General features: G+C 69.4%; 27 protein-coding genes. 7 read left to right on the forward strand and 20 right to left on the reverse strand.

What is annotated here, in order from left to right:
- Positions 1–31: 31 nt before the first annotated feature.
- Positions 32–331 (reverse strand): helix-turn-helix domain-containing protein, encoded by a 300-nt coding sequence (locus K6U06_RS20345; protein WP_262323809.1) that lies wholly within the window; start codon positions 329–331, stop codon positions 32–34.
- 61 nt (positions 332–392) lie between these two features.
- Between K6U06_RS20345 and map the strand changes: the two genes are divergently transcribed.
- On the forward strand, positions 393–1,175 hold the full coding sequence (gene map / locus K6U06_RS20350; protein WP_262323810.1) for a type I methionyl aminopeptidase: 783 nt from the start codon (positions 393–395) through the stop codon (positions 1,173–1,175).
- A 66-nt stretch (positions 1,176–1,241) separates the two neighbouring features.
- Here map and K6U06_RS20355 read toward each other — a convergent pair whose 3' ends face one another.
- The gene (locus K6U06_RS20355) at positions 1,242–1,793 is read right to left on the reverse strand and encodes a hypothetical protein (protein ID WP_262323811.1); all 552 of its coding nucleotides are present in this window, start codon (positions 1,791–1,793) and stop codon (positions 1,242–1,244) included.
- Between the two features lie 236 nt (positions 1,794–2,029).
- On the opposite strand from K6U06_RS20355, the gene K6U06_RS20360 reads away from it, so the two are divergent.
- The 3 genes from K6U06_RS20360 to K6U06_RS20370 are packed head-to-tail and all read left to right on the forward strand — an operon-like array spanning position 2,030 to position 4,436.
- Positions 2,030–2,536 (forward strand): hypothetical protein, encoded by a 507-nt coding sequence (locus tag K6U06_RS20360; RefSeq protein WP_262323812.1) that lies wholly within the window; start codon positions 2,030–2,032, stop codon positions 2,534–2,536.
- On the forward strand, positions 2,533–3,765 hold the full coding sequence (locus K6U06_RS20365; RefSeq protein WP_262323813.1) for a sensor histidine kinase: 1,233 nt from the start codon (positions 2,533–2,535) through the stop codon (positions 3,763–3,765). The genes K6U06_RS20360 and K6U06_RS20365 overlap by 4 nt, the downstream gene beginning before the upstream one ends.
- On the forward strand, positions 3,762–4,436 hold the full coding sequence (locus K6U06_RS20370) for a response regulator (protein ID WP_262323814.1): 675 nt from the start codon (positions 3,762–3,764) through the stop codon (positions 4,434–4,436). The genes K6U06_RS20365 and K6U06_RS20370 overlap by 4 nt, the downstream gene beginning before the upstream one ends.
- A 1-nt stretch (position 4,437) precedes the next feature.
- Here the strand turns inward: K6U06_RS20370 and K6U06_RS20375 are convergent, their stop codons facing one another.
- The 3 genes from K6U06_RS20375 to K6U06_RS20385 all read right to left on the reverse strand — a co-directional run bounded on the left by K6U06_RS20375 (position 4,438) and on the right by K6U06_RS20385 (position 6,193).
- The gene (locus tag K6U06_RS20375) at positions 4,438–4,809 is read right to left on the reverse strand and encodes an SEC-C domain-containing protein (RefSeq protein WP_262323815.1); all 372 of its coding nucleotides are present in this window, start codon (positions 4,807–4,809) and stop codon (positions 4,438–4,440) included.
- Entirely contained in the window at positions 4,781–5,209 is a 429-nt protein-coding gene (locus K6U06_RS20380) for a hypothetical protein (RefSeq protein WP_262323816.1), read from the reverse strand. Before K6U06_RS20380 ends, K6U06_RS20375 begins: the two co-directional genes overlap by 29 nt.
- Positions 5,210–5,392: 183 nt before the next feature.
- Positions 5,393–6,193 carry an IclR family transcriptional regulator C-terminal domain-containing protein gene (locus K6U06_RS20385; RefSeq protein ID WP_262323817.1) on the reverse strand — a complete coding sequence of 267 codons (801 nt, stop codon included), beginning with the start codon at positions 6,191–6,193 and terminating at the stop codon, positions 5,393–5,395.
- A gap of 166 nt (positions 6,194–6,359) precedes the next feature.
- Here K6U06_RS20385 and K6U06_RS20390 point away from each other — a divergent pair, with 166 nt between their 5' ends.
- Entirely contained in the window at positions 6,360–8,006 is a 1,647-nt protein-coding gene (locus K6U06_RS20390) for an MFS transporter (protein WP_262323818.1), read from the forward strand.
- 44 nt (positions 8,007–8,050) lie between these two features.
- Here the strand turns inward: K6U06_RS20390 and K6U06_RS20395 are convergent, their stop codons facing one another.
- The 7 genes from K6U06_RS20395 to K6U06_RS20425 all read right to left on the reverse strand — a co-directional run bounded on the left by K6U06_RS20395 (position 8,051) and on the right by K6U06_RS20425 (position 16,129).
- Positions 8,051–8,446: a MarR family winged helix-turn-helix transcriptional regulator gene (locus K6U06_RS20395; RefSeq protein WP_262323819.1), complete on the reverse strand. Its 396-nt coding sequence runs from the start codon at positions 8,444–8,446 to the stop codon at positions 8,051–8,053.
- A gap of 56 nt (positions 8,447–8,502) precedes the next feature.
- Positions 8,503–9,987, reverse strand: a complete 1,485-nt coding sequence (locus tag K6U06_RS20400; RefSeq protein ID WP_262323820.1) for an AMP-binding protein — start codon at positions 9,985–9,987, stop codon at positions 8,503–8,505.
- Positions 9,988–10,025: 38 nt separating this feature from the next.
- A complete protein-coding gene (locus tag K6U06_RS20405) occupies positions 10,026–10,892 on the reverse strand; it encodes a p-hydroxycinnamoyl CoA hydratase/lyase (RefSeq protein WP_262323821.1) in 867 nt (288 codons plus the stop codon).
- A 257-nt stretch (positions 10,893–11,149) separates the two neighbouring features.
- Positions 11,150–12,625, reverse strand: coding sequence for a dihydroorotase (locus K6U06_RS20410; protein ID WP_262323822.1), 1,476 nt, complete (start codon positions 12,623–12,625; stop codon positions 11,150–11,152).
- A complete protein-coding gene (locus K6U06_RS20415; protein WP_262323823.1) occupies positions 12,625–14,079 on the reverse strand; it encodes an MmgE/PrpD family protein in 1,455 nt (484 codons plus the stop codon). Before K6U06_RS20415 ends, K6U06_RS20410 begins: the two co-directional genes overlap by 1 nt.
- Entirely contained in the window at positions 14,076–14,900 is an 825-nt protein-coding gene (locus K6U06_RS20420; protein WP_262323824.1) for a cyclase family protein, read from the reverse strand. The genes K6U06_RS20415 and K6U06_RS20420 overlap by 4 nt, the downstream gene beginning before the upstream one ends.
- Positions 14,897–16,129 carry a CaiB/BaiF CoA transferase family protein gene (locus tag K6U06_RS20425; RefSeq protein WP_262323825.1) on the reverse strand — a complete coding sequence of 411 codons (1,233 nt, stop codon included), beginning with the start codon at positions 16,127–16,129 and terminating at the stop codon, positions 14,897–14,899. Before K6U06_RS20425 ends, K6U06_RS20420 begins: the two co-directional genes overlap by 4 nt.
- Positions 16,130–16,202: 73 nt before the next feature.
- Between K6U06_RS20425 and K6U06_RS20430 the strand changes: the two genes are divergently transcribed.
- Positions 16,203–17,045, forward strand: a complete 843-nt coding sequence (locus tag K6U06_RS20430; RefSeq protein WP_262323826.1) for an HpcH/HpaI aldolase/citrate lyase family protein — start codon at positions 16,203–16,205, stop codon at positions 17,043–17,045.
- A 22-nt stretch (positions 17,046–17,067) separates the two neighbouring features.
- Here K6U06_RS20430 and K6U06_RS20435 read toward each other — a convergent pair whose 3' ends face one another.
- From K6U06_RS20435 to K6U06_RS20470, 8 genes are all read right to left on the reverse strand, one after another.
- Entirely contained in the window at positions 17,068–17,865 is a 798-nt protein-coding gene (locus K6U06_RS20435; protein ID WP_262323827.1) for an IclR family transcriptional regulator, read from the reverse strand.
- A 100-nt stretch (positions 17,866–17,965) separates the two neighbouring features.
- A complete protein-coding gene (locus K6U06_RS20440) occupies positions 17,966–19,171 on the reverse strand; it encodes a sugar ABC transporter substrate-binding protein (protein WP_262323828.1) in 1,206 nt (401 codons plus the stop codon).
- A gap of 27 nt (positions 19,172–19,198) precedes the next feature.
- Entirely contained in the window at positions 19,199–20,263 is a 1,065-nt protein-coding gene (locus K6U06_RS20445; RefSeq protein WP_262323829.1) for an ABC transporter permease, read from the reverse strand.
- A 27-nt stretch (positions 20,264–20,290) separates the two neighbouring features.
- Positions 20,291–21,931: a sugar ABC transporter ATP-binding protein gene (locus K6U06_RS20450; protein ID WP_262323830.1), complete on the reverse strand. Its 1,641-nt coding sequence runs from the start codon at positions 21,929–21,931 to the stop codon at positions 20,291–20,293.
- A 1-nt stretch (position 21,932) separates the two neighbouring features.
- Positions 21,933–22,601: an aspartate/glutamate racemase family protein gene (locus K6U06_RS20455; RefSeq protein ID WP_262323831.1), complete on the reverse strand. Its 669-nt coding sequence runs from the start codon at positions 22,599–22,601 to the stop codon at positions 21,933–21,935.
- On the reverse strand, positions 22,589–23,995 hold the full coding sequence (locus K6U06_RS20460) for an MmgE/PrpD family protein (protein ID WP_262323832.1): 1,407 nt from the start codon (positions 23,993–23,995) through the stop codon (positions 22,589–22,591). Before K6U06_RS20460 ends, K6U06_RS20455 begins: the two co-directional genes overlap by 13 nt.
- A complete protein-coding gene (locus tag K6U06_RS20465; protein ID WP_262323833.1) occupies positions 23,992–24,384 on the reverse strand; it encodes an EthD domain-containing protein in 393 nt (130 codons plus the stop codon). Before K6U06_RS20465 ends, K6U06_RS20460 begins: the two co-directional genes overlap by 4 nt.
- The gene (locus K6U06_RS20470; protein WP_262323834.1) at positions 24,381–24,953 is read right to left on the reverse strand and encodes a hypothetical protein; all 573 of its coding nucleotides are present in this window, start codon (positions 24,951–24,953) and stop codon (positions 24,381–24,383) included. Before K6U06_RS20470 ends, K6U06_RS20465 begins: the two co-directional genes overlap by 4 nt.
- Before the next feature lie 175 nt (positions 24,954–25,128).
- Between K6U06_RS20470 and K6U06_RS20475 the strand changes: the two genes are divergently transcribed.
- Positions 25,129–26,490 carry an FAD-binding protein gene (locus tag K6U06_RS20475; RefSeq protein WP_262323835.1) on the forward strand — a complete coding sequence of 454 codons (1,362 nt, stop codon included), beginning with the start codon at positions 25,129–25,131 and terminating at the stop codon, positions 26,488–26,490.
- Positions 26,491–26,505: the final 15 nt, after the last annotated feature.

Raw genomic sequence — 26,505 nt, forward strand, 5'->3', positions numbered from 1 at the left:
AGGCTGGTGCCAGGCCGGAGTCAGGTCCGAGTCAGGCGACGTCGTGGCGGGATCCGGCCTGCGCCCTCGGCCCCACCCCACCTCGGAGTGACCGGTCGACCTCTGCCCACAGCTCGTCGAGGGACACGCCGAGGACCCCGGCGATGGCGGCCACGGTCGAGAAGGCGGGGGTGGCCACGCGACCGGACTCGATCTTGCGGACGGTCTCGGGGGAGACTCCGGCTCGAAGCGCCACTTCGAGCATCGAACGGCTGCCGCGGGCCTGTCGCAGGAGGGCCCCGAGGCGCTGCCCCCGGTCGACCTCCGCTTGGGTGAGGGGCAGCCGGACCATGCCACCGACCATAGTACCGGTACAGTAATACCGGGATAGTTATTGGTAAGGAAGGCGGCAGATGATCGAGATCCTCAACGCGGCGGGAGTGGGCCGGGCCCGGGAGGCGGGCGCCGTGGTCGGCGGGATCCTCCAAGCGCTGCGCCGCCGGACCACGGTCGGCACCAACCTCCTCGACATCGACCGGTGGACCCGGGACATGATCGGCGAGGCCGGGGCCCGCTCGTGCTACCTCGACTACGCCCCGTCCTTCGGGCGGGGGCCCTTCGGGCGCTACATCTGCACGTCGGTCAACGACGCGGTGCTCCACGGGCTGCCCCACGACTACGCGCTGGCCGACGGAGACCTGCTGAGCCTCGACCTGGCCGTCTCGAGGAAGGGCGTCGCCGCGGATGCCGCCATCAGCTTCGTAGTGGGCCGCCGCGACCGGCCGGAGAGCGCCGCGCTGATCGGCGCGACGGAGCGAGCTCTAGACGCCGGGATCGCCGCCGCGGTGCCCGGCGCCCGGGTCGGCGACATCTCGCATGCCATCGGCTCGGTCCTGAGCGATGCCGGATACCCCGTCAACACCGAGTTCGGGGGGCACGGCATCGGGTCCACGATGCACCAGGAGCCTCACGTGGCGAACGCCGGTCGCCCCGGGCGCGGCTACCGGCTGCGCCCGGGGCTGCTGCTGGCGCTCGAGCCTTGGGTCATGGCCGACACCGACGCGCTGGTCGTCGACGCCGACGGCTGGACCCTCCGCAGCGCCACCGGGTGCCGGTGCGCGCACAGCGAGCACACCGTCGCTGTCACCGAGGACGGCCCGGAGATCCTCACCCGGCCGGCGCGACCCGCCGGATGAGCCCCGCGCTTCGGGGCCAGCCGGCGGCGCGTCGGCCCGGCCGATGATCCGGGCGAGAGCCGTCGTCTACCGCACCGAAGCGGTGGCCGGTCGAGCCGGTCGAGCCGCCTCCGTCGTGCCGACGTTGACGGCTCGGACCCCCATGGCGATGGTCCGGGTGAGGACCATGGCGATGGCCATGAAGATGATGGCGTCGGTGAGAGCAGCCGACGAGATGGCGTTGGTCGCCATCCAGCGGGCCAGCTGCGGCCCGAACCAGTACACCGACCCGTAGGAGAAAGCGGCCCGGGCGCCGATGACGGCGATCCAGACGGCGGCATAGCCGAGACCGGTACGGCTGGCCGGCTTGCCGGTCCGTGGGCTGCGGTAGACGGTCATGAGGCCGGCCGTGGCCAGGCCGAGGATGATCCCGGCGGCGGTGAGCGCCACTTCGAGGATGAGGCCGGCGCCGCTGGTGGCCACCGCGGAGAGGAACAACGGCACGACGGCGCCGGCGGTGATCAAGGGTCGCAGCACCCGGAACCTGGTGATCTTGCGGTGGCGACCGAGATCGCCTTCGAGCACCACCAACAGCACCGCGGCATTGATGATCAAAGCGTGTTGCAACTCTACGGGCATGGCGACGACCTCCGGGGATGACGGTTTTGATGTCGCTCATCGTCGGCCCGGGAAGGCTCGGTGTCCTCAACCATCCGGGCTGGTTGGAAGGCGGAACCGGTACTACACCGCGGCTTTCGTCAACCCACATCTGGTACCAGGTTCAACCCGGCGGGTGGAGGCGGCGAGGCGGCGGGGTCCTTACCGTGGATCGTGTCGTTGCGGGACGCTGCGCCTGCCGGACGGGAGGAAGAAACGTGAGCTTTTTAGAGGTCGTTGCGGCTGTCGCCGTCGTTCTCGTTGTAATCGGACGCCAGCTGCGGGGCGAGAATCTGGCGGGAAAGAGGCTCGTCGTGCTCCCCGCGATATTGGTCCTCATCGGGGTTCGCGGCGTCGCCGGCCACGGCCACGGGCCGGCAACCACCGACATCGTCTTGATCGGGGCGCAGGCCTTGGTCGCCGCCGGCGTAGGCGTGGCGCAGGGTCGGATGATGCGCTTGGAGGAGCGCGACGGGGGACTGTGGGGCCAGATGCCGTGGCGGAGTCTGTGGCTATGGTTGGGTCTCGTGGGCTCCCGGCTGGCGCTCGACTTGGTCGCATCCGGGCTCGGGGCCGAGGTCGCGGCGAGCAGCGCACCGATCCTCTTGACGCTCGGCATCAACCGGTTGACCCAGGCTGCGGTGGTAGCGCCTCGGGCGTTGGCCGCTGGGATCTCGTTGTCGTCGGAGGCGGCGTCTCCCCTCGCCCCTCGTCGGCGACGGTGACGCGCTGGGCGGCGGTGAGGCGGGCTGCCGCGTCGGGCGGGGAGCGCCTGGCCAGCCTCGGGATGATCGTGCCCCGAACGGCCGCGGCGGCGCTGCTCGCCGCGGTGACGTTGTCCGGCAACGGCTTGCTCGGCTCCGGCCGGTCCGCTCCGAACGGTCATCCTGCGCTGGTCCTGGCCGCGCTCGCGGCCTGCGAAGCACTCGTGGTGGGGTGGGCGGTGATGGAGCGGGTCAGGGACGCCAGGCCGGGATTCCCGACGTGGCTCCTGCCCTCTCTCCTCCTCCTGCTCAGCGTGATCTCGGGCGCGGTCAGCATGCTGCCGATCGCCGGCCCCATGGTCGGCTTCACCCTCATGGCCGCGGTCGCGGCCGGCGCCGATCTGGAAACCGGGCCGGCGTGCGCGGTCGCGGCCTCGGGCGTCCTCGCCATCGCAGCCAGTTCCTTGGCCTTCGGGTTCACCACCGGCGCCGCGGTTGGATGGCCCCTCGGGGTGCTGGTGGCGGTGCTGGTCGGGCGAAGCCGCCGAGATGTGCGCATCCAGCGGGCGCAGGCCGCCGCGCTGGTCGCCCAGGCGGAAAGGACACGGAGCGAGGAGCAGCGGGCCGCGACGCTCGACGAGCGGGCGCGCATCGCCCGCGAGATCCACGATCTGCTCGCCCACTCCCTCGGCGCCTTGGGCATCCAACTGGAAGCCGCCCTCGCGCTTTTAGCCGAGGACGGCGACGTGGACCGAGGCGTTCAGCTGGTCGGTCAAGCACGACGGCTGGCGGCCAGCGGCCTGGCCGAGACCCGACAGGCCATCGAAGCGCTCAGGGCCGACAGCCCCCCGCTGGACGAGAGCCTCGCCGCTCTCGTCCGCGACTTCTGCGACGTCTACCACCCCAATGCCACGCTACGGGTTGACGGCCTGCATCGGCCCGTCAGTGCCGAAGTCACCGTCGCGCTCAGCCGGGTCACCGACGAGGCGTTGACCAACGCGGCCAAGCACGCCCCCGGGGCCCCAGTCGACGTGCAACTCGTCTACGACCCTGATCGGATCACCGTCACTGTGACCGACACTCCGAGCCGGGGCGTTCCCTCCGACCGTGGATCCGCGCCGGCGTCCAATGGAGCAGCCGGCGGTTACGGTCTGATCGGGATGCGAGAACGCCTGATGCTCATCGGGGGGACCCTGACCGCCGGGCCCGACGGGGACGGCTGGACGGTCCGGGCGCAGGTTCCCCGGTGAGCGCCGTCGGGGGACGGGCGCTGCGCATCATCGTGGTCGACGACCAGGCCGCGGTGCGCGACGGGCTGGCCATCATGCTCGACCTGTTGGCCGACATCACCGTGGTCGCGGCCGCCGAGAGCGGCACCCAAGCCTTGGCGCTGGTGGAAGAGCACCGCCCCGACGCCGTCCTACTCGACTTGCACATGCCTGGGATCGACGGGATCGAGACCACCCGCCGCCTGGTCGCCGAGCACCAAGACCTCGCCATCGTCGTGCTCACAACCTTCGCCGAGGACGAGTCGATCATCTCCGCCCTCCAGGCTGGCGCTCGCGGGTATCTCACCAAAGACACCGGACGGGTCGACATCGCCCGGGCGCTTCACGCTGCGGTCAGCGGCCAGTCCGTGCTCGACCGCAGCGTCCAATCGGCGCTCCTGAACGCCACCACCCGCGAGGCGCCCACCCGGACGTCGGCCGCGCCGCCCCGGCCGCTGCCCGACGGTCTCACCAGCCGGGAAGCGGAGGTCCTAGACCTCATCGCGCAAGGGCTCACCAATCCCCAGATCGCCGATGCTCTCTACCTGAGCGCTCACACCGTGAAGAGCCACATCAACCGGATCTTCGCCAAGACCGGGTCGCGGACCCGCAACGACGCCATCCGCTACGCGCAGGAGAACCTCGGCGGCTAGGTCACTCCGGCGCCATCGGCGCCGGGCCGCAGCACGCCTTGTACTTGCGGCCCGAGCCGCACCAGCACGGAGCGTTGCGCCCCGGCGGCCACTGCTTTGCTTCGCCCCGCCGGGCGAGCTCGGCCGCGTAGGACGAGCGGGCCTGGCCCGATCCGGGGTCCGCGCCGTCGTCGGCGCTGAAAGCGGTTAGACCGTCGACGGTCATGGACCCCACCCGCACCGGGTGGCCGGGCAGGGACCGGGCGAGTCGCTTGAGGCGAGCTTCGATCCGCCTGCTGTACTCGGCGTGGTCGGCGGGCATTCCCTCCAACAGGTCGGGCCACACCGCGGTGGCCTTCTCCCACTCACCGCGAGGGAACCATGCCAGCGACACCACCATCGCAGGCGAACCCGGCCGAGTTGTACAGCCAGACGTCGTCGGGGGCCCGGACGCGGAGATCAGCGAAGAGGGCATCGGCTTCCGACCGTCGCCCGGCCAGGAGATGGCATTCCGCGATGTCGGCCTCGGGGTCGGGCTCGGACCGGTAGCCGGCGAGGATGGCTTCGCGCTTGGCCGCTATCGCCGCGTCGTAGTCCCCGGCTCGCCTGTGAAGCCAGTGGATGTCGTCCCACACCTCGTAGGCGGAGACTTGGTGGTGGGCACAGGGGTGTTCGAGCAGTTCGTGCAGGCCGCGGATGGCGCCGGTCCAGTCCTTCGCCTCCTCCCGATCGCGCACCCGAGCGGTGATGGCAGCGATCTGCCGGCACGACTCGTTGAACGTGATCTCCGTCATCGCTCTCCCAGGGCTGCGCGTGTACCTCCACGGTAGGCCCGAGCCCTGCTCGGCCTCGATCTGATCGACGTCCCGGGCGAGATGTGGGCCCCGCACTACGTGTGAGCAGCCGGGCCATCGGCCCAGTGGCTGCTCCCCCGGGCAACCGCGCTGGCCCAGCTGTGGGCCCACGGCCGAACAGGCTCAGACCGCCTTGAGGTCCCGGCTTATGTTCGCGGCGGTGCTCAAGAGCCGAGGCAGGAGGCGGGAACGCATCTCATCGAGAGACGTCCGGCTGGCGCTGGCCGACACGTTCACCGCGGCGACCACCGCCCCGTCCCGGTCGCAGATCGGCGCGGCCGCCGAGCGCAGCCCCTCCTCCAGCTCCTGGTCGACGATGGCATAACCGGCCTCCCGGACTCGGTCCAGCACCCCCCGCAGCGAGGCGGCGTCCCCGACCGCCCGGGCCGTGCGAGGACGAATGTCCACCCGCTCGAGGTAGGCGTCGAGCTCGCCGTCTGGGAGCCCGGCGAGCAGCACCCTGCCCAGCGACGTCGCGTAGGCGGGAAACCGGGTGCCCACGGAGATGACCACGGTCATGATCCGCTTGGTCGGCACCCGGGCGACGTAGACGACGTCGTCACCGTCGAGCACGCTGACCGACGACGATTCGGAGACCGCGCTCACGAACGTCTCGAGGTGCGGCAGCGCGATCTCCGGGAGGGTTTGGGCGGACAAATAGGCGTACCCCAGATCCAAGACCCGCGGTCGCAGCGAGAAGTCGCGCCCGTCCAGGCGGACATAGCCGAGCTGCAGCAAGGTCAACAGGAATCGGCGGGCGGCGGCCCGGGTCAGCCCGGTACGGCGGGCCACCTCGCTCAGCTGGAGCTTCGGGTGATCGGCGTCGAAGGCCTTGATCACGGCCAAGCCCCGCTCCAGCGACTGGACGAAGGTCCCGTCGGGAGCGACAGGGAAGGGATGGTGATCATCCGCTGGGGACTGCATGTGGACCGCTTTCCTCCGCTGGTTCTCTGGGCCGGGCGGCAGACCGACGCCGCCCGACGACGGCCGTTGACGTGACGTCCGTCACCTGACTACTGTTTCATATAGGTTACAGATGTTCGCAATGCGAACAGGCCGATTGCACCGACCTCGGGAAGCGGGTGTCCGAATGACCTCCAGCACTACCAGCGTGGCTGCTCCGACGCCGGGGCGGGTTGCTGTCCACACGCCTACCCTGACCGCCGGGACACTGGTCGCCACCGCGCTGGCGGTCCTGGTCGCCCAGGTGGGCCTGGCGATACCGGCCGTGCTCAACGGGCTGTTCCAGCAGGACCTGCACACGACGTCGTCTCAGCTCACCTGGATCTCGGACGCCTTCTTGGTGCCGGTGGCCCTCCTGGAGCTGTCTTTCGGCGTCCTAGGCGACATTTTCGGCCGCAAGAAGCTCCTCATCGGCGGCAGCGTCTTGATGGCCGCAGGCGAGCTGGTCAGCGTGCTGGCACCGGCCGCCGGCGCATCCAACCACGCGTCCATCGGCGTCTTGTGGTCCGGGCAGGCCCTGACCGGCATCGGGGCCGCGGTGCTGTTCCCGACGACGCTGGCGATGGTCGCCGCCGGCACCCACACCGCACGGAGCCGGGCGCGGGGAATAGCCGTCTGGGCCGCCGCGCTCTCCTCGGGCGGGTTCGTCTCGCCGCTCATCGGCGGCGCCGTCACCAAGCTCCACTGGGGCGCCGACCCAACCGCGTCTTGGCGGTGGGCGTTCGTCGTGGTGGGCATCCTGGCGGTGGTCAGCGTGGTCGCCGGGTTCGCCGCCAGCAACTCCTCGGCGCCCGAAGGCCGGTCGCTCGACTGGCCCGGGCAGGCGACCCTCGCCATCTCGCTGTTCGCCCTCTTGTTCTCCGTGATTCAGGGAGCCACCAGCGGATGGGGCAGCACGCAGGTGATCGCGGGATGGGTGGTGGCGGTCGTCTTGTTCGCTGCGTTCATCGTGGTGGAGCGGCGGTCCACCGCCCCGCTGCTGCGGCTGGACCTGTTCCGGAGCCGGGCCTTCTCCGTCAACTCGATCGTCACCCTGATCGGCATGTTCAGCTTCCTCGGCACCGCCTACGCGACCAGCATCCGGCTGTCCGCGATCCAGGGGTTCTCCCCGATGAAGACGTCTATCGCCTTTGTCCTGCTGCAAGGTTTCGCGCTGCTGCTGATGCCGTTGACCGCCAAGGTGATCCGCAGCTTCAACCCCCGCTGGGCCCTCGGCTGCGGGTTCCTGCTGATCGGTGTCGGTGACCTGTGGATCTCGACCGAGTCGGTGTCGGGGATGTCGCTCGGCGCGATCGTGGCACCGCTGGTGTTGGTGGGTATCGGGTTCGCGTTCGCCCTCTCCAGCGTGACCGCGGTAGCGGTGAACACCGTGTCGAGCGATCTCCACGGAATGGCGGCGGGAACCACCAGCCAGCTGCGCGACTTCGGCTTCACCCTGGGGCCGGCGGTGATCGGCGCCATCGCGCTGAGCAGGGCCGCGACCGAGATCCACACCAAGCTGGCCACCAACCCGGCGTTGCAGTCGGCGCTGGCCAAGTTCAGCTCCAGCGCTCCGCCCCCGGCGGTGGGCGCGGTGCACTCCGGCCCGCTGGGCGCCAACGCCGTCCCCGGCAACCCGCTTCAACACACCGCCTTCACCGCCCTCGGCAACGCATACTCGCTCGGGTACGTCGTCTGCGGGGTGGCCGCCCTGGCGGCCGCGGCTCTCGCCGTCACCGCTCTCGGCGGGACCTCGCACCGCCCGATGATCATCGAATCCTCCCTGGACGCCTGAACTGCCGCGGGCCCGCTGGCGGGCCGGCCGTTCGGATCAGACCGTCAAAGAACCCCGAGGTTGCGGACGCAGGTGCGGAGGAGGCCCTCGAGGGACCGGACGTCGGCGGAGGCGACCCCCTCGAGCATCCGGCCCTCGAGCTCGGACGTCTCCCCCTCGCAGGCCTCGACGATCCGTCGGCCCTCCTCGGTGAGGCCGATGCAGAGGACCCGGCGGTTCTCAGGGTGAGGCTCCCGGCTGATGAGCCCTTTGCGCACGAGATGGGCGATCATCTCGCTGCCGGCTTGGGCCGAGACGAACGAGCGGCGGGCCAGCTGGGCCCCGGACATACCTGGATGGCGCTGCAGCACCGTCAAGGCGGTGTATTGCAGCGCGGTCAGCCCGTGAGCGCGAGCCATCACCTCCATGTCGGCTCGCACCGCCAGCTCGAGCTGTTTCACCAGGTACGTGATCCGGGTCGCGCGAGGCGTCGCCGGAGCGGCGGACCGGTCGTGGCTCACCGGCCGCCGGCGCGGAGGACCCGTCGCAGGACCTTGCCGGTGGGAGACCTCGGCACGGCGTCGACGAACTCGACGGCGCGGATCTTTTTGTATGGCGCCGTCCGCTCGGCCACCCACGCCAGCAGTTCGTCGCCTGCGACGGGGCGGGAGGTCACCACCCATGCTTTGGGGATCTCGCCGGCCGCGTCGTCAGGGATGCCCGCCACCGCCGCGTCGATGACCGCGGGGTGCTCGAGCAGGAGGCCCTCGAGCTCCGCCGGCGCCACCTGGTAGCCCTTGTACTTGATCAGCTCTTTCAGGCGATCGACGATCCACCAAACGCCGGCGTCGTCCACCCGAACGATGTCACCGGTGCGGAGCCACTCGCCGTCGACCAGGGTTGCGGCGGTCGCGTCCGGGGCGTCCAGGTAGCCCGCCATGACCTGCGGCCCGCGGACCCACAGCTCCCCCGGGCCGTCGGTGTCGTCCCCGGTGACCGGATCGACGATCCGGGCCTCGGTTCCGGGGACAAGGACACCGACGGATCCTGGGGGGCACTCGACGGTCCCGTCTGCTGGCACCCAGGTCACGCCGGGGCTGGCCTCGGTCATCCCGTACCCCTGCTGGACCTGGCAGCCGACGCGGCGGCGGGCCTTCTCGGCGAGGGCGGCCCCCAGCGGGGCGGCCCCCGACACGACGTGGCGCACCGAGGACAGGTCGCAGTCCGAGTCGACCAGAAGGGACGCGACGGGCGGGGCGATGTGCAGCCAGGTGGGCCGGTAGCGCTCTATCAGCCGCCAGTACTCCGCCGGTTGGAACCTGGGCATGGTGACGATCGTCGCTCCGTGCCGCAGGCCGTAGTTGAGGATGATCGACAGCCCGTAGATGTGGGAGAACGGCAGGGCCGCGAGGAACGTGTCGTCCTCGTCCACCTGATAGACAGGCTGGTGCTGGCAGATGGCCGCGACCAGGTTGCGGTGGGTGAGCACCACGCCTTTGGACACGCCGGTGGTGCCGCTCGAGAAGGCGACGACCGCCGGCCTGGAGGGGTCGACCGGTTCGGGTGCCGGCCGCGGTCGGGGCAGAGGGGCGCCGTCGACCCGGCCCTCCAAGTCGGCCAGGTCGGCGGTCTCGATACCGGTAATGCGGCGGATCTCCGCCGCGGCGGACCCGGTGGTGGCGTCGAAGACGAGCAGCCCGACCCGGGCCAGCCCGAGGAGCTTGGCCGCCTCCCCGGGTGTCAGCATCGGGCCGATCGGCACCGCGTACGAGCCGGTGGACACCGCGGCCAGATAGACGATGGCCCACTGCGGCTGGTTGGGGGCCATGACGGCAACGGCGCGGCCCGGTCCTGCGCCCAGTGCCCGAAGCCGGGCCGCGCCGGCGGCCACCGCCGGCCCCAGCTCCCCGTAGGACACAACAGCACCGCTGCGCCCGTCGACCAAAGCGGGGTGTGCTCCCCGCGCCGCGGCGCCCTCGAGGAGGTAGTCGGCCAGCGTCACGGCCGGAACGGAAGGGGCCGGGTAGCTGCTGCGGTGGATCACGGCCGCTGGTCGGCCTCGCGGGTGTAGGCCCCCAAGCCGGGCCGGTACGACTTCTGGTCGAGGAACTGCGACAGGCCCTGCTGCTTGCCGCCTTCGGTGTCGCCCAGCACAGCTTGGTCCAGCTTGGCGTAGAGGTAATCCTCCGCTTCGTCCCAGGACATGAGCCGGGCCTTCTTGAACCCCACTTTGGCTGCGCGCAGCACCCGGGGGTTCATGCCGGCCAGCTTCAGGGCCAGGGTCTTGGTCCGGTCGCGCAGCTCCTCGGGAGGGACCGCCTCGTTGACCAGGCGCATCTCTGCGGCGCGCCGGCCGTCGAAGGTCTCCCCGGTCATGATGAAGAACAGGGCGTCGCGGGTGGACACCGTCTCGGCCAGAGCCCGGCTGACCAGACCGCCGGGCGGGATGCCCCAGTTGACCTCCGAGAGACCGAAGGTCGCGTCTTGCGCGGCGATGGCCAGGTCGCAGCAGACCAGCGGGGTGAACGCCCCGCCGAAGCACCAGCCGTTCACCATGGCGATCGTCGGCTTCGGGAAGTGGATCAGCCGCCGCCACTGCCACTCCGCGCTGTCGCGCCTGGCCTTCACCTCCACGTGAGCAGGCGACTCGTCGACTTCGCGGAAGTACTCCTTCAGGTCCATGCCCGCCGACCAGGAGCTCCCGGCTCCGGTCAGCACCACCACCGCCGCCCGGTCGTCGCCTTCCAGCAGCTCCAGGGCCAGGATCATCTCCTGGTTGAGCGTGGGGTTCATGGCGTTGCGCTTGTCCGGTCGGTTCAGGTACAGCCAGGCGATCCCCTCCTCGAATTCGATCCGCACCGTTGCCTGCGGTGAGACCCAACTCGAATCGGCTGCATCAACGCTCACGGATCGTTCCTCTCGTGCTCGGGTCGACACTCGGTGCGCCCGTCCCCCCGCCGGAGGCGAGCCGGGCGCAAGCTAACCCCGACCGCCGCGGATGTCAAGGTACTTGATATCCGCGGCGGGGTGCCCGGGGCGGAACCGGCCGCGGTCGGCTGGTTCAACGAAGCGCCGATCTGCAGCCGACTGGAGGCGGGGCGCCCGCCTCCGGTCGACCGGGCGCCTACGTCGTCAGGACCCCGGCGGCGGCAGGTCCTCAGACCTCAGGGGCGGGGGCGTGCCGTGGGCCGCCGGACGAACTGACCCTTGGGGTCGCCGACGATCTTGCCGTCGTCGAGGACCCGACCGCCCCGAAGGAAGGTGTCGGTGACCCGGGCTGACATCTCGAAACCCTCGAACGGGGTGTACTCCTGCGAGGATTCCGACTCGGCGGCACGGACCGTCCAGCTGCTGTTCGTGTCGACCAGGCAGAAGTCGGCGTCGTAGCCGACATCGACGGTGCCCTTGCTGTGCAGCCCGAACCGGCGGGCCGGGTTCCACGACACCAGCTCTGCGACCCGACCGAGCGGCAGCCCCCGCTTGGTGCCCTCGGTGATCAGCCCGGGCAGGAGGTACTCGGTGCCGCCGAAGCCGGACTTGGCCACGAACACGTCGTCTCGCGGCGACCCGAACTTGGTCTCGTCCTTGCAGCACGCATGGTCGCTGGTGACCCAGTCCAGCTCCCCGGCCAGCAAGTGACCCCACAGGGCCTCGACGTCCTCGCGGGGCCGCAGCGGCGGGTTGACCTTGCCGCCCACGCCGGCCGCCGCCGTGTGGATGTCGGCGAGCAGGTGGCCGATGGTGACCTCTCGACGGAAGTCGACGTGCGGGAAGGTCTTTGCCATCAACAGGGCCGCCTCCACCGCCTTGCGGGAGGAGAGATGCAGGAGGTTGATCTTGCTCAGCCCGGTCTCGTGGGCCAGGTAGGCGGCGATCGTGACCGCCAGGCCTTCAGAGTGCGGCGGACGGGCCGCGTGGTAGGCCTCGAGACCGGACAGGCGACCTTCCTCTTCGACGATACGGGTGTAGGCGGCCATGATCTCGGCGGTCTCGCAGTGCAAAGACAGCGAGATGTCGTCGGCGATGCCGGCGAAGCGGGGATCCTCGCGGGCCTTCTGGATGCCGCGCATGACGAACTCGAAATGGGCGTAGTCGTAGGACTCTCCCTCCGGCAGCATCAGGAACTGCTCCTGGGAGGCTGACCGGCCATGCAGTCCGTGCTTGCCGTAGAACATGAAGATCTTGAACGACGGGATCCCGAAGTCGGCTATCAACGATGGGATCTCGTCGATGTGGCTGCGCAGGATCGGGGCGACGTGGAACCCGTAGTCGACATAAGCCCGCCCGGCTGCGGCGTCGAGCGCTACCGGCATGACCTCGGCGTAGGGACCGCTTCGGTTGAGGTAGTAGGCCCCGGTGCGAAGGTAGGTGATTCCGGTCGTGACCCCGCCTTGGGCGCAGGCCCGGCTCTCGCTCACCGTGTCGGACTCCAAGGGGTTGTAGATGCCCCAGTGCTGGTGCACGTCGACCGCTCCGGGGAAGAGATGGCGTCCCTTCCCGTCCAGCACTTGGGCGGCGTCCTCGGCCGGTATGGCCGCCTCGACGCGGGCGAAGCGGCCCCCTTCGACGCCCACGTCCAAGGACTCGGGCTCGCGCCCTGGGCGCACCACCTTCACGTTCTTCACCAGCAGGTCGAGCATCAAGAGCTCCTTGTCGTTGAGTGTGAATTGGACAGTTGAACGTCGGGTTCGAGCGAGAGGGCGTCGAACAGCGAGGACATCGACTGCAGCTGCTCCAAGCCGGCCACCAACTGCTCGACGCGTTCCACCGCCGGCCGGTCAAGCAGCCGCCCCGCGTTGTTGGAGAACTTGAGGGCCAGTTCCCCGAAGGTCAGCGGACGGTCCGGGCCACCCCGGTTGGCCAGCACCGCCACGGTCTTCTCAGTGCCGTCCCGCAGAGTGGCCCGCAGCACCGAGGGGAACTGGGCCGGGAAGATCGCCGTGCACTGCGGATCGGCTACCACGTCGACCTTCGCCATGATGGCCAGCCGCTGCGGGTCGCGGGCCAGCTCGTCGGTGTAGTCGTCCAAGCCGGCACCTAGGCCGCCGCCGCCGAGCAGGCCGATCGCCACCGCGTACGGGCCGCTGAACTGGGCCATGTACCCGGTGGCGGGAGACCGCTTGACCTCGATCGGCTCGCCGATGGTCCGCACGATCGACTCCGCCACTCCCAGTTGCAGGCTGCGGATCTGCTCGGGCCCGATCCCCTGCTCCCGTAGGGCTGACGCGGCGTCGATGGCGGTGTGGGTGAAGTGGTTGGCCGGGTACGGCTTGAAGAAGATCTTCGGCACCTCCCACTTCTCGCCCAGGCCGTCGGTGACCCATTCCGGGTAGAAATCCCCGTGCAGCCACGCTTCGAAGAAACCGAACCGGCCCTCCAACACTGTGGGCGGCCCGGTGAAGCCCTGGGCCACGAGGTCGGCGGCGACTATCGCGGAGTGCGCGGCCCACCCGCAGTGCATGCGCTTGACGGTGCCGCCGGTGCGGTTGGCCTCGATGACCCCAGAGCCCATCGACGCGGCCAGCCCGAGCACATGGACCAGGCCCTCCTCATCGAGGCCTGCGAGCATGCCGGCGCTCACCGCCGCCCCGAGCGTGCCGCAGATGGAGGTGGCGTGCTGCCCGTGCTCGAAGAAGATGTTGCGTCCGCTCGACTGGTCGTAGCCGGCCATCCCGAGCCGCACGCAGATCTCGAGCCCGCAGGCGATCGCCGCGATCAGGTCTCGTCCGCCGCGTCCGTTGGCCTCGGCGGCGGCCAGCGCGGCTGGGACCACCGACGCGCTCGGGTGCAGTACCGACGGGAGGTGGGTGTCGTCGTAGTCCAGGGAATGGGCAAGCGTTCCGTTGACCAGCGCGGCGAGCGCCGCGGGCATGGTGTCGGGGACGCCGATGGCGTGGGCGCCGGCGCGTCCTCCCTGCGACGTCGCGTATCGGCGGATGGCGGCGCTGGTATCGAGGGGAGTAGCCGCCACGCAGATGCCCAGGATGTCGAGCACCCGCTTGCGGACGCTGTCGACCACCTCGGCGGGAAGCTCATCGAAGTGGTTCTGCACGGCGAAGCCCGCCACCCGCTGGGCCAGTGTTTGATCGGTCATGACGCGGGACCCACCACGGCCAACGGCCGGATGGGTGAGCCGGTTGCGCCCACCAGGTTGAGGGGGATCGCCACGAAGGTGAACTCGTGGACCCCGGCTTCACCCAGTCCCTCGAGGTCGAGCGCTTCCATGATGTAGATGCCCCGCTCCACCAGCAGCAGACGGTGGGCTGGCAGGAGGGCGTGGCCCCCGCCGGGCGCCAGGCGCTCGAACGCGATGGTGTCGGCGCCGACCGCCAGGACCTCGGCGTCGGCCAGCCAGGCGGCACCTTCCTCCCCGACCCCCGGGACCCCCGAGTCGCGACCCACGTAGGCGTCGGTTCCCTCGCCGAACTGGCGACCCCACCCGCTGCGGATCAGGACCACGTCGCCCGCCTCGGGACGCACTCCGTGGTCGGCGACGGTCTTCTCCAGATCGCTGACGGTGATCTCGTAACCGGCCGGGCAGCTGTCCAGCCCGAGCGCGGCGGGTACGTCGAGCAACAATCCCCGGGTGATGATCGGCGCGATCGTGTGGACGCCGTGTTGCATGAACCGTCCCCCGGCCTGCTCCGCGGCCGCGTCGCCTCCGCCGTGCAGCCGGCCCTTGTATGACACGTGCGCCAGCGCGTCGATGTGGGTGCCGACGTGGGTCCCGGTGACCAGGAGGTCGTTGGCGGCGGAGCTGCCGTCGGCACGCGACGAGTCTCCGTGCCGCCGCGGCAGGGTGTGCCAGTACTGAGGGTGATTCGGGGACTGCGGCATGCCAACAAACATCGGGCGACCCAGGTCGAACACCTGCATGTCGGAGCGGCGGACCACGTCGAGCAGCCGGTCGGTCATTTCACCACCCCCTTCTCGCGCAGAGCGGCCACGTCCTCGGCTGACAAGCCCAGCTCGTCGATCAGGAGCTGATCGGTGTGCTCTCCGGGGCGACGCCCGGTGAACTTGATGGATCCCGGGGTCTCCGACATGCGCCACATGACGTTGTGCATCAGCACCGATCCGAGGTCCTCGTCGGGCACCTCGGTGAGCATCCCGGTCTGGCGGATGTGGGGGTCTTCGACGATGTCCTTGGCGTCGTAGACGGGGGCGATGGCTGCGTTGGCCTCGGTGAATGCCCGCAGCACCTCGTCGCGGTCTCGCTCCGCGATCCAGCTGCCTACGTAATCATCGAGCTGGTCCACGTGGCTGTAGCGCCCCGCGCCCGATTGGAACCACGGCTCTTCGATCACCTCCGGATGCCCCACCAGGCGCATTACCCGTTCGGCGATCTGCTGCGCGCTGGTCGATATGGCCACCCACGAGCCGTCGCGGGTTCGGTAGGTGTTGCGAGGGGCGTTGTTGGTCGACCGGTTGCCGTGCCTGGTCGGGACGATTCCCGCGTGGTGGTACACCGTCGGCGCTGGCCCGACCGCCGTCATCATCGGCTCCAAGATGGAGAGGTCGATCACCTGCCCGGTGCCGCCCCCCACCTCGCGATGGCGCAGAGCGGTCAACACCGCGGCCACCCCGGCGATGCCGGTGATGCTGTCGGCCAAGCCGAACGCCGGAAGGGTGGGCGGACCGTCAGCTTCTCCCGTCATGTGGGCGAAGCCGCTCATGGCCTCAGCAAGGGTGCCGAATCCGGGTCGCGAAGCATAGGGTCCGGTCTGGCCGAAACCCGTGAGACGCAACAGCACCAGACCGGGGTTCACCTCGTGCAGCCGCTCGGGTCCGATACCCCAGCGTTCCAGGGTGCCGGGCCGGAAGTTCTCGACCACCACGTCGGCGGTCGCTGCCAGGCGGGTGAACACTTCAGCCCCGGCCGGGTCGCTCAGGTCGAGGCCCACGGTCCGCTTGTTGCGCCCCACCTCCTTCCACCAAAGCGGCACCCCGTCGTGCTGGTGGCCATGTCCCCGCAGGTTGTCGCCGTGAAGAGGGTGCTCGACCTTCACCACGTCGGCGCCGAAGTCGCCGAGGATCTGACAGCACAGCGGCCCGGCCAGGATGGTCGAAGCGTCGATCACTCTCAGCCCGCTGAGCGCCTGGGGAGTTAGCGATGGATGAGTTTGTTCCGTTATTTGAAACATCTTTCCGAATAGTCTATCCTTCGGTTAGCTGGCTGCCAACCCCAAACGGAGGGAAATGGATACGCAGGCGTTGGTGATCCGTAGCTATCTCTACGTGCCCGGCTACGACGAGCGGCGCATCGCCAAGGCGCTGGACGGAGAAGCCGATGCGGTCGTGATCGACTTGGAGGACGCGGTGGCCCCCGACCGCAAGCAAGAGGCCCGTCGGGTCACTGCCGAGGTGGTGGCCCGTCCCTCCGACAAACCGGTGTTCGTCCGCATCAACTCGCCGTCGAGCGGCTTGGCGGAGGATGACGTCGCCGCGGTGACCGGCCCGGGCCTGACGGGGATCCGGATCCCGAAGACCGAATCCGCCGCCCAGGTGCGCCAGGTCGCGGCCTGGCTCGAAGGACGTCCCCAGCTGGTGGCCATCGTGCCGCTCATCGAGTCGGCGCTCGGGGTGGAGCGCGCGTGGGAGATCGTCGCCGCGTCGGGGGAGGTAGCCGCGGTGGCCATGGGCGAGGCGGACCTACGAGCCGACCTCGGCGTTTCTGTCGATGAAGGTCTGGCCTACGCCCGGTCCCGCTGCGTCAACGCAGCCAGGGCCGCCGGGCGCATCGCCGTCCAGAGCGTGTACCCAGAGCTGCGCGACACCGCCGGGCTCCGGGCCTCCACCCAGCGGGGACGTCAACTGGGGTTCACCGGGCGCTCCGCCATCCACCCCGCGCAGGTGACGGTCATCAACGACAGCTTCGTCCCCTCGGAGGAGGAGCGGGCCCGGGCCGAGGAGGTGATGGCCGCCTACCAGTCGGGCTTGCGCGACGGATCCGGAACTGCGGTCACCTCCGACGGCCGGTTCATCGACGAGGCGGTGGTCCGCTCGGCGCGCATCGTCTTGAGCCTGGCCACCCGTCCCCACGGGGGGGAGACCGGCTGACCCGCCCGGCCGCGACCCGGGCTCAGCCGACGTTGCGGGTGACTTGGTAGCCGAGCTGCGCCGACAAACGGGCGGTGCACACCAGCAGATGATCGGCGCATTCCTCGATCTCGGCGGCCATCCGCTCGGCGGGACCGCAGACGCTGACCACCGCCACCGGGACGGCCGTGGCATCGAACACCGGGGCGGCCACGGAACCGGCTCCGCTCTGGCGTTCGCCGAGGGAGTGGCTCCATCCCCGTTCCCGAATGGCGACCAGCTCCTTGCGCAGCTTGCGCACGTCGGTCACCGTCCGTGACGTGACCTTGGTCAGGGGGCCGGCCAGGTAGCGGTCGATCTCGTCTTTTGGCAGGAAGGCCAGGAACGCCTTGGAGGACGCTCCGGCGTGCAGCGGATGGGCCATCCCGAGCTGCACCGACATCAGGACCTCTCGTTCCGGGGTGACCTGGTCGATGTATACCCGCTGGTTGCCGCTGAGGACCGACAGCGTGGCGGTCTCGTTGGTGACCCTCGACAGCGACGCCAACTCGGGGGCGGCCATCTTGCGGATGTCGAGCTGACCCAGGTACCGGGCGCCCAGGCCGAGCAAGGTCGGGCCCAGGGAGTACTTCCGCGAATCGGGGTCCAGCTCGAGCAGGTTCTTGTTGCGGAACGACAGGAGGATCCGGTGCACCGCCGACTTTGACATCCCGAGAGCGGTGGCGATCTCGGTCACTCCGAGTTGTGGCGAGGATGAAGCTGCGAACAGCAAGAGGATGTCCGCTGCTCGCTCCACGGTCGACGCCGAGTTGCCTCCGGCCGCCGCGCTCTGACCTGCCATGTTCGAGTTCTGCCTTTCGATCGGTCTTGGGAAGATCATGGGCCGAGGGGACGGCGCGGGCCAGGCCAGCGCCGCCCCACCGACTCTATGCGGATGCCCCTCAGCTACCGAGCTGGCTGGTTGGCACACCCCAGGTCTTGGCGTATCCGTCCAAGAACGCGTTGCCGTAGCCCTTGCCGTTGGCCGCGGGCACGCCGGCTTCTTGGACGTTGGCCTTGGTCAGGACCCGCACGTTGATCTTCTCGTTTCCGGGGGCCATGTTGGACATGACCCGCATCAGCTGGTCGAGACCGGCGGCGGCCACGTCAGCGGTGTTCTCGCCGACGTCCATCGTGACCACGTCTCCGGTGCGCATCATGTCGAGGATCGCCGGCGTCCCGTTGAAGCTGGCGACGTGCACCTGACCGGACTTGCCGGCCGACACGATGGCCGGGGCGATGAACTGGGCCATGCTGTCGAACACCGGCAGGATGTAGTTGATGTTCGGGTCCGAGGAGAGGTTGCCCTCGACCGTGGTCTGAAGCTTGGTCGCCCAGTCGACCGGGTTGACGTTGACCGTGGACACCTTGCAGGTGCTGCACGCCTTGCTCATCTCGCTGGTCACGCCGTCCTGGACGGCCTGGGAGCTCACGTCGGCGTTCGAGGTGACCACCAGTACGTCGGCCTTGCCCTTGGTTTGCTGGACCGCCCACGCGGCCATGAGCTGGCCGGCCAGGTTGAACGGCGCGAACGCGTAGGCCTTGACGTAGGGCTCGGTGGGCTGGGAGGCGTCCCGCTCGTTGGTGTCGACCGTGGGAATGCCTGCCGCGGCGGCCTGCTGGACCTGAGGGGCCAGCTGTTCGGGCGGGATACCGGCCAGCAGGTCGATGGCGTTGGCCTTGCTGCTGATCGCCTGGTCCATGCCCTGCACCCACTGGGACTGCTGCTGCTGGTTGGGATAGTCGGTGTAGTTGAGGCCTAGGTCCTTGGCGTACTGGCCCATGACCTTGTCCACGGTGTTGACGAACGCGACGCTCGAGCTGGCCGGGATCGAGAAGATCGTCTTGCCCTTGAGACTGGCGACGTTGACGGCCGGCCCGGGGGAGTCGAACGTCGGGTTGCCCGTGTACTGGCTGATCAGGCCGCTCGCCTGCGATACGCCCGAACCTCCGGCGGATCCTCCAGTCGAGGTGCCCGACGACGCAGCGGCCTGCGTTGTGGGGCTGCTGGAGCTACTAGTGCTGCTGCCGCAGGCTCCGGCGACCAGGCCGATGGCCACCAGACCGGCGCCTACTCGGATCACGTGCTTCAAGGTGCTGTCCTCCATTTTGGGTTTTGGTTAGGGCTCGGGATCTCAACTGCTCGGGGCGACGGTCGATGGCTCGGCCCCCACAGGTGGGCCGCCGCCGGGACCGGCTGACGAGCCGGCGGTGTCCGCCGCGGCGCGGGCCTTGCGCATGCTGGGCCGCCCGACCAGGCTCGAGAGGAGTACCGCGATCACCAGCGCCCCGCCGTAGAAGAGCTGCTCGACGAACGTCGACACGCCGAGCTGCGCCAGGCCGTTGATGCCTGTCGTCAGGAAATAGACGGCCACCATGGTTCCCCACGGGTTGAACCGGCCGGGAGCGATCGTCGTGGCGCCGAGGAACACCGCGGCGAAGGCGGGCAGCAAAAGAGAGGTCCCGGCAGACGGATCGGCCGAGCCGCTGGTCCCGACGTACACCACCCCGGCCAACCCGCTCAGCGCTCCGGCCGACACGAACGACAGGATCCGGATGCGCTTCACCCTGAGCCCAGACAGCCGAGCGACCTCCCGGCCGCGACCGACGATGAGCACTCGGCGCCCCGTCGGGGTGAACTCGAAGAAGTACCAGACGACGACGGCCAGGACGAGCAGGTACCAAAACTCCAGTGACAACCCTAGGAATCGGTGCACGACCACGAGGTTGACCAGGTGCTCGGAGACGCCGCTCACCGGTGCCGACTTCGAGATCCACAAGGTCAGGCCGTCGAGAAACGTTCCTACGCCGAGGGTGACGATGAACGGGTCGATGTCGGCCAGCACGCAGATCAGGCCGTTGGCCAGGCCGACCGTGGCACCAAACGCCACTCCGAGCACGGCAGCCAGACCGACGGGGATCCCGTGCTGGGTGTTGAGCACCGCGACGAGCATCGACGAGAAGCTCAACACGCTCGCGACCGACAGGTCGTAGTCGCCTGCGCTCAGCGGGATCACCAAGGCGAGAGCCAGGACGCCGAGCGGCGCCTGCGAAGCGAAGAGGGTCGTGAAGTTCGAAGTGGTGGGGAACGTGTGGGGCTTGGCCGCCGAGAAGGCCACCACCACCACGGCCCACACGATCACCACGCCGAAGCGGCGCAGGAAGCTCTCCCCGTAGCGAGACTTTTCGGTTTTGGCCACTCTCTGATTCCCTTCTTGCATCTGCGACTACGCCTCGGACCACATGTCCGACGCCCGAGCAAGGTCTGCGCTGCGGCGGGTTCCCTGATAGGCCGACGCGGCGATCCGATCCACCGTCACCGCCGCTCCACTCAGGATCTCCGCCACCCGACCGTCGGCGACCACGACGACTTGTTGGGCCAAGCGACTGACCTCGTCCCAGTCGCTCGACGCGTAGAGGACCACCGCGCCCTGGCGCGCGGCTTCCCGGATGAGCTTGAAGATCAGCTGGCGGGCGCCGACGTCCACGCCCTGGGTCGGCTCGTTGAGCAGTACCACCCTCGGCCGCAGCTGCAGCCACTTGCCGAGGACCGCCTTTTGCTGGTTGCCGCCGCTCAGGGTGCCGATCGGCCGGGAGGGCTGCGGCGGGTGCACGGCGTGGTCGTGCAACACCTGCTTGCAGGCTCGACTCATTTCCCGCAGCCGCAGCCTCCCGCCGAGGAAGGAACGGTCGAGCACCGGCAACATCACGTTCTCTTCCAGGGTCAGCTCTGAGATGATCCCCTGCGAGAGTCGTTCGGAAGGCACGAAGACCATGCCTTGCTCCAACGCCTTCCGGGGGGTCATGTCAGCGATGTCGTAGCCCTGGTCGTCGAGTTGCAAGCGGCCCCGCCACGCCGGCGACGCCCCGTAGAGGTGCTCGAGGACGAACTCCCATCCAGAACCGACGATGCCAGTGATCCCGACGATCTCGCCTTGCCCCGCCTCGAAACTCAAGTCGCGCACGTGGAGACCGTGGAGGCCGCTCACCGTCAGACGTCCGACCGGCTTACGAGGTCGGTCCCGGTCCATGACCAACACGTCGTCGGAATCCTCTGAGGCCAAAGCGGCGCCGGCTTCGCCCGCGTCGTCCAAGCGAACCGAGCGGTCACCGCCGACGATCAGGCCCACGATGTCATCGGCGTCGAGCTCGGCGCTGTTGGCGGTTTCCACGACTCTCCCGTCGCGCAGCACCGTGACCCGGTCAGCCAGGCTGAGCACTTCGCCGATGTCGTGGGAGACAAACAGCACGGCCGAACCGCCGGCGGCGATCGAGCGAAGCAGGGAGTGCAGGCTGTCGCGACCGGTGCGATCGAGGAAGGTCGTGGCTTCGTCCAAGACCAACACCCCCCGCCGCTGGCCGCCGCCGGGCGACCCCTCCCGAAGCTGCATCAGGGACCGGATGATGGCGACTTGCGCCTGCTCGACGGGCCTCAGGGAGCCGAGCTTCACCCGGGGGTCCAAGTCCAAGTCGAACGACTCCAATAGGGCGCTGGCCTCGCGTCGTTCCCGACGCCACGCGATGTAGGGCCGCCGGTTCTCACCCAAGCGGTGAAACAGCAGGTTCTCCAGGACGGTCATCTCGCCGATGACCCCGAGGTCTTGATGGACAAAGCTGATCCCCAAGCGGGCCGGCTCCCCTGGGTGCAGCCCGCGGGTGACCACGGCGCCGTCCACCCGCAGCTGCCAGTGGGGGTCGGGCGCGTGGTAGCCGGACAGGCACTTGATCAGCGTTGACTTCCCCGACCCGTTCTGTCCCACCAGGCCGTGGATCTCTCCTGCCTGCACGTCTAGGGCGACGTCGGAGAGGACCCGGACCCCGTTGAAGGACTTCGACAGGTCGCGGATGCTGAGCAGCACGTCGGCCATGTCAGCGTGGCCTTTCGCGCTCGGGCCCCGCCGGCGGCATCAGGCACAGCAGCTGGAGGGCCAAGGCGGTGGGATCGACCACCGCTACCGAGCCGAGGTGGTCGGCGTCGATGTCCACCGCGGAGCATCCGTTGAAGAGGGTGTTCACCCCGTCGGCCTCGAGCTGCTTTTGGAGGGGCCGCATGGCGTCCGCCCAGCCCTGGTGGTCGGAGACCAGGCAGAAGTCCACGTCGAGGACGTGGACTCCCGTCAGCCACCGGGCCAAGCCGTAGCGCTCGACCTTGCGGGACAGCTCGTCGCCGATGGCTCGGTTGCGGGTGACCGCCGCGAACGGCCGGCCGATCGACGCCAGATAGGCGGTTACCAGTTGGAGGATGCCGGCCACGGGCACCGGGGGCGCAGCCACCTCCCCGACGGCCGGGTCCAGCACGCAGTCTGGCAGCACGATGTCGAAGGCGCTGGGGTCGCTACGGCGTATCTCCTCCGCGGTGAGCCGCTCTGACGCCGCGATCTGATCGGCGGTGTCGAAGCGGCTCGGGGCTCCGTCGCCGGTCAGGTTCACCAGCGTGATCGCCAGCTGGCCGCCGCCCAGGCGGTCGTAGCGATCCTGACGGCGGCCCAGCTCCTCAGGAGTCAAGCGCAGCGGTGCGACAGCTTTCACGCGGAGCATGTGGTGTCTTTCTCCAGTCGGGTGCCGGCGGCGCCGGCGGCCCAGCGGCGCAACTCGGCGAGCGGGACGCCCACGTCGTCGGTGGTGATCAGATCGGCGGTCAGCGACTCGACCCGGTCGGCCGCCTCGGAACCGCCCAACAGGGAGGTGGCCTTGACCCGCAGGTCCTTCGCCGAAAGCGACCGGAAGTCGTTGTCGCCGACCGGGTTGGGCATTTCCACGGTTCGCTCCCACCCGCCTTCTCGCCGCACGGTGAGGCGGGCCACCCGCTCGGCCGGGAGCCGCTGGTCGAGCTCCGGGGCGTGCACGACCCGGACCCGAGCGGCCAGCGCCCGGCGGGCGGGGTCCGCCCGGTGCGCGTCGTCGAATTGCTCTGGGGGGCACTCGCCGGCCGCGAGGGCTGCGGCGACCACGTAGGGGACCGAGAACATGGCGGCCAGCCGCGACGGCCAGTCGTAGCGGTCCAATCCGGCCGCCAGGTGGTGGGTCTCCACCACGATCTCGGTGATGTCGGAGCCGTCCCCGAGGTCGACCTGCTCGCGAAGCGCCAGCACCGCGTCGGCCGGCGGGTGGGTGTAGGAGCAGGAGGCGTGCCTCTTCAGATAGCCGCCGGTGATGGCCATCTTCTCCCCTAGCCCGGCTGTCAGGGCTGCGGGGTCGATGGAGCCGAGCAGGTGACCCAGGCTGGCGGCTGCCACCCCGGTAGCCGACCGGGTGGCATCGGCCACCGCCCAAGCCCGGATGCCCGAGACGTTCGCCTGGCCGATCCAGGCGTCGCGCACGGGTAAGCCCTCGAGAGCGACATCGAATGGGGTGGCTATCGCTAGCGCTCCCGCGGCGTCCAACGCCGCGGCCATCGCCCGGGCATCGGCGCCGCCCAGGCGGGCCGCCGCCGCAGCCGCGCCCGCGACTCCCCAGTTGCCGTGCGGATGAACCCCCGGGTGCAACACGGTGGCCTGCCCGAACCGGCTGGCAACCTCGTGACCGGCGAGGAACGCCTCTACGAATGCGGTGCCGCTCGTCGAGGCCGCCTCGGCGAGTGCCAGCGCGACCGGGAGCACGTGCGCGGTGGCGTGACCTCGAATCCGCTTGTTGCCCTCGTCCATCTCGAGCGCCACCAGCGAGCAGCCGTTGAGCCACGCCGCGTCGCAGACCGCCACCGGGGCCACTTGGCCGAAGGCGGTGGCCGGGCCGGTCGAGAAGTTAAGCGCAGCCCTCCTCCTGTGGGCTTCGGGCAGGCGACCGCCAGCGATGAGCACCGCGATGCTGTCGAAGAGCACTCGCTGCAGCGCGGCTCGGACGTCGGGCCCTTGGTCCTTCCACGAAAGCGACACGGCGAAGCGACCCAGCTCGTCGATGGCCGCCCCGGTGCGGGCGGCCTCGGAGCCCGTCACCCGGCGGTGTCCTCCAGGAACGAGGGGCGAAGCTCGGCCCCCTGCGCGACCTCCGTCACCTCGGTCACCACGTAGAACTTGAACCGCGTGCGCCCCTTCGGGCTGCGTTCGTCAGGAATCGGGTGTTGCGCGAACCACTCCCGGTAGGCCTGATACGAAGGTTGATCCCTAAAGTGCATCTCGGCGATCCGGTAGAACGTCAGGTCGTCGGGGATGGGAAGCGACCCGCCGCTGATGGTCGCTACAGGAGCAACGACCTTGTTGAACACCAGTCGATCGACGTGCGGATTGGCCAGGATGTCGGGCACGTGCACGTCGAACAGCCAGCGCTCGTACTCCTCCTCGGTGACATTCGGCTCGATGTCGTAGCCCAGAATTGTCTTTATCATCCGGCTCCTCCTTGGTCGGAACTCTCCCACGTGAACGACGTGGCGCCCGCACCGAACCCCTCGGCTCGGATCTGCACCGGATGCACCCGGACTCCAACCAACTCGCCCCGGACTTGGCTGGCTGAACGCAACGGGGCCTTGGTCAGGCCTTTCGACCGCTGGACGGCGGTCTGGCGTTCGTAGGTCGCGACCAAGTCCTCCTCGGTCATCATCTGGGCCAACCCCCGGACGAAGACCACCCTGGGGATGGTGAGACCAAAGTCGTAGACGTGAGGTCGGTCGTTCACGGAGTCGGGCATGGGTGGCCCGGTCCAGACGACCTCCATGCGGGGGTTGCGCCTTATCTGGACGAGGCGGCGATGCACCGAGCGCTGCACCAGGTCGACGGTCCAGTCATCGTTGAGGACCGCCACCATCGTGCGTCCCACGGGGAACCCGTCCCGATTGATGGTGTACACCTGCGCGAACCCGGCCTCGGTTTGGACGAACCGGAGAACCGCTTCCTTGACCGAATCTGACTCTGGGGTCGACGCTCCCGGACGGTGGCGCTCGTTTTCCTCGACCTTCATGGGCGATGCATCCTCCCCCCACCGTTCTTGACTTGTCCCGGTAATAGGAACAGCGTTCCGTACGACAACTTCTACCATGCGGAACCGGCCGAGACAAGCCCGGAGGGTGTTGATGCTGCTGCTGCAGCGGCGTATCATCGACGGAACATGGTTCCGTTAATTGAAACAGCGGTCGATGAGTCCTGATCTGGTGGTGGCGGGCGCAGGGGGCGGCGTAGCAGGCGCGCTTCGCGCCGCGGAGCTCGGGCTACGGGTGCTGGTCGTGGAGAGCAGCCCCCAGTTCCGCCAGGGGAACAACACGTCGATGTCCACGGCGATGCTCCCCGGAGCCGGCACCCGGTGGCAGGCTGACGCCGGGGTGGACGACTCCCCGCAGACCTTCGTCGACGACATCATGGCGAAGACCGAAGGCCAGGCGGACCCGGAGTTGGCGACCGCCCTGGCCGAGGTCAGCGGGCGTTTGGTGACCTGGCTGGCCGACCACGCCGGAGCGCCCATCGAGTTGGCTACCGACTTCTCCTATCCGGGCCACAGCCGGTACCGGTGCCACACCATCCCCCACCGACGCGGCGCTCTGCTCCTGGGAGTGCTGCTCGACGGGCTTGACCGTTCAGCGTCGGTGGACCTGCTGACACCGGCGCGCCTGGTGGACGTTGTCACCACCGACGGCCGGGTGACCGCCGCTTTGGTCTCCTATCCGGACGGCACCACCGAGGAGATTGAATGCGGGGCGGTGCTGCTGGCCACAAACGGGTTCGGTGCCAACCGGGAGATGGTGAGCACGCACATCCCGGAGATGGCCCGCGCCACCTACCACGGCAGTGCGGAGTCCAGAGGTGACGCCCTGCGCATCGGGACCGGGCTGGGCGCCGACACCGCATTCTTGGACGCATACCAGGGCCACGGCGCGCTTTCGACGCCCTATGCCACCCTCACCGGCTGGGCCACTGTCATGCACGGAGGGCTGCTCGTCAATGCTGACGGCCTGCGCTTCGGTGACGAGACCACCGGGTACTCGGAGTTCGGCCACCAGGTCGTCGCCCAGCCCGGTGGCACCGCCGTACTCGTGTTCGACCAGCGAATCCACGACGCGTGCCTGGTCTTCGACGACTTCCGGGCCACCGTCGACGCGGGGGCCCTCCGGTGGGCGGACAGCCCCGCCGGGCTCGGCGAGGCATTCGGGATCGACCCGGCTGCGTTCAGCGAGACCATCGAGGAGTCCAGGGCGTTGGCCCGTTCGGGTGGCGTCGACCGCTTCGGGCGGTCGTTTTGGGAGCAACCGTTGGGGCTTCCCCTCGCCGGGGTGCGAGTCACCGGGGCGTTGTTCCACACCCAAGGCGGCCTGCGAGTCGACGGTCAAGCCCGGGTCCTTCGCGCCGACGGGACGGCCATCGGCGGGCTGTACGCCTCGGGCGGAGCAGCCATGGGCATCTCAGGCCACGGCGCAGCCGGTTACCTCGCCGGGAACGGCCTGCTGCCGGCCCTCGGTTTGGCGTTCCTGGCCGCAGAGGACGTGGCGCGCCGTCGAGGGGCTTGACGGCGGTTGCTTGGG

Origin of the sequence: Acidiferrimicrobium sp. IK, from assembly GCF_025499425.1 — a bacterium.
Classification (GTDB): Bacteria; Actinomycetota; Acidimicrobiia; order Acidimicrobiales; family Palsa-688; genus Acidiferrimicrobium.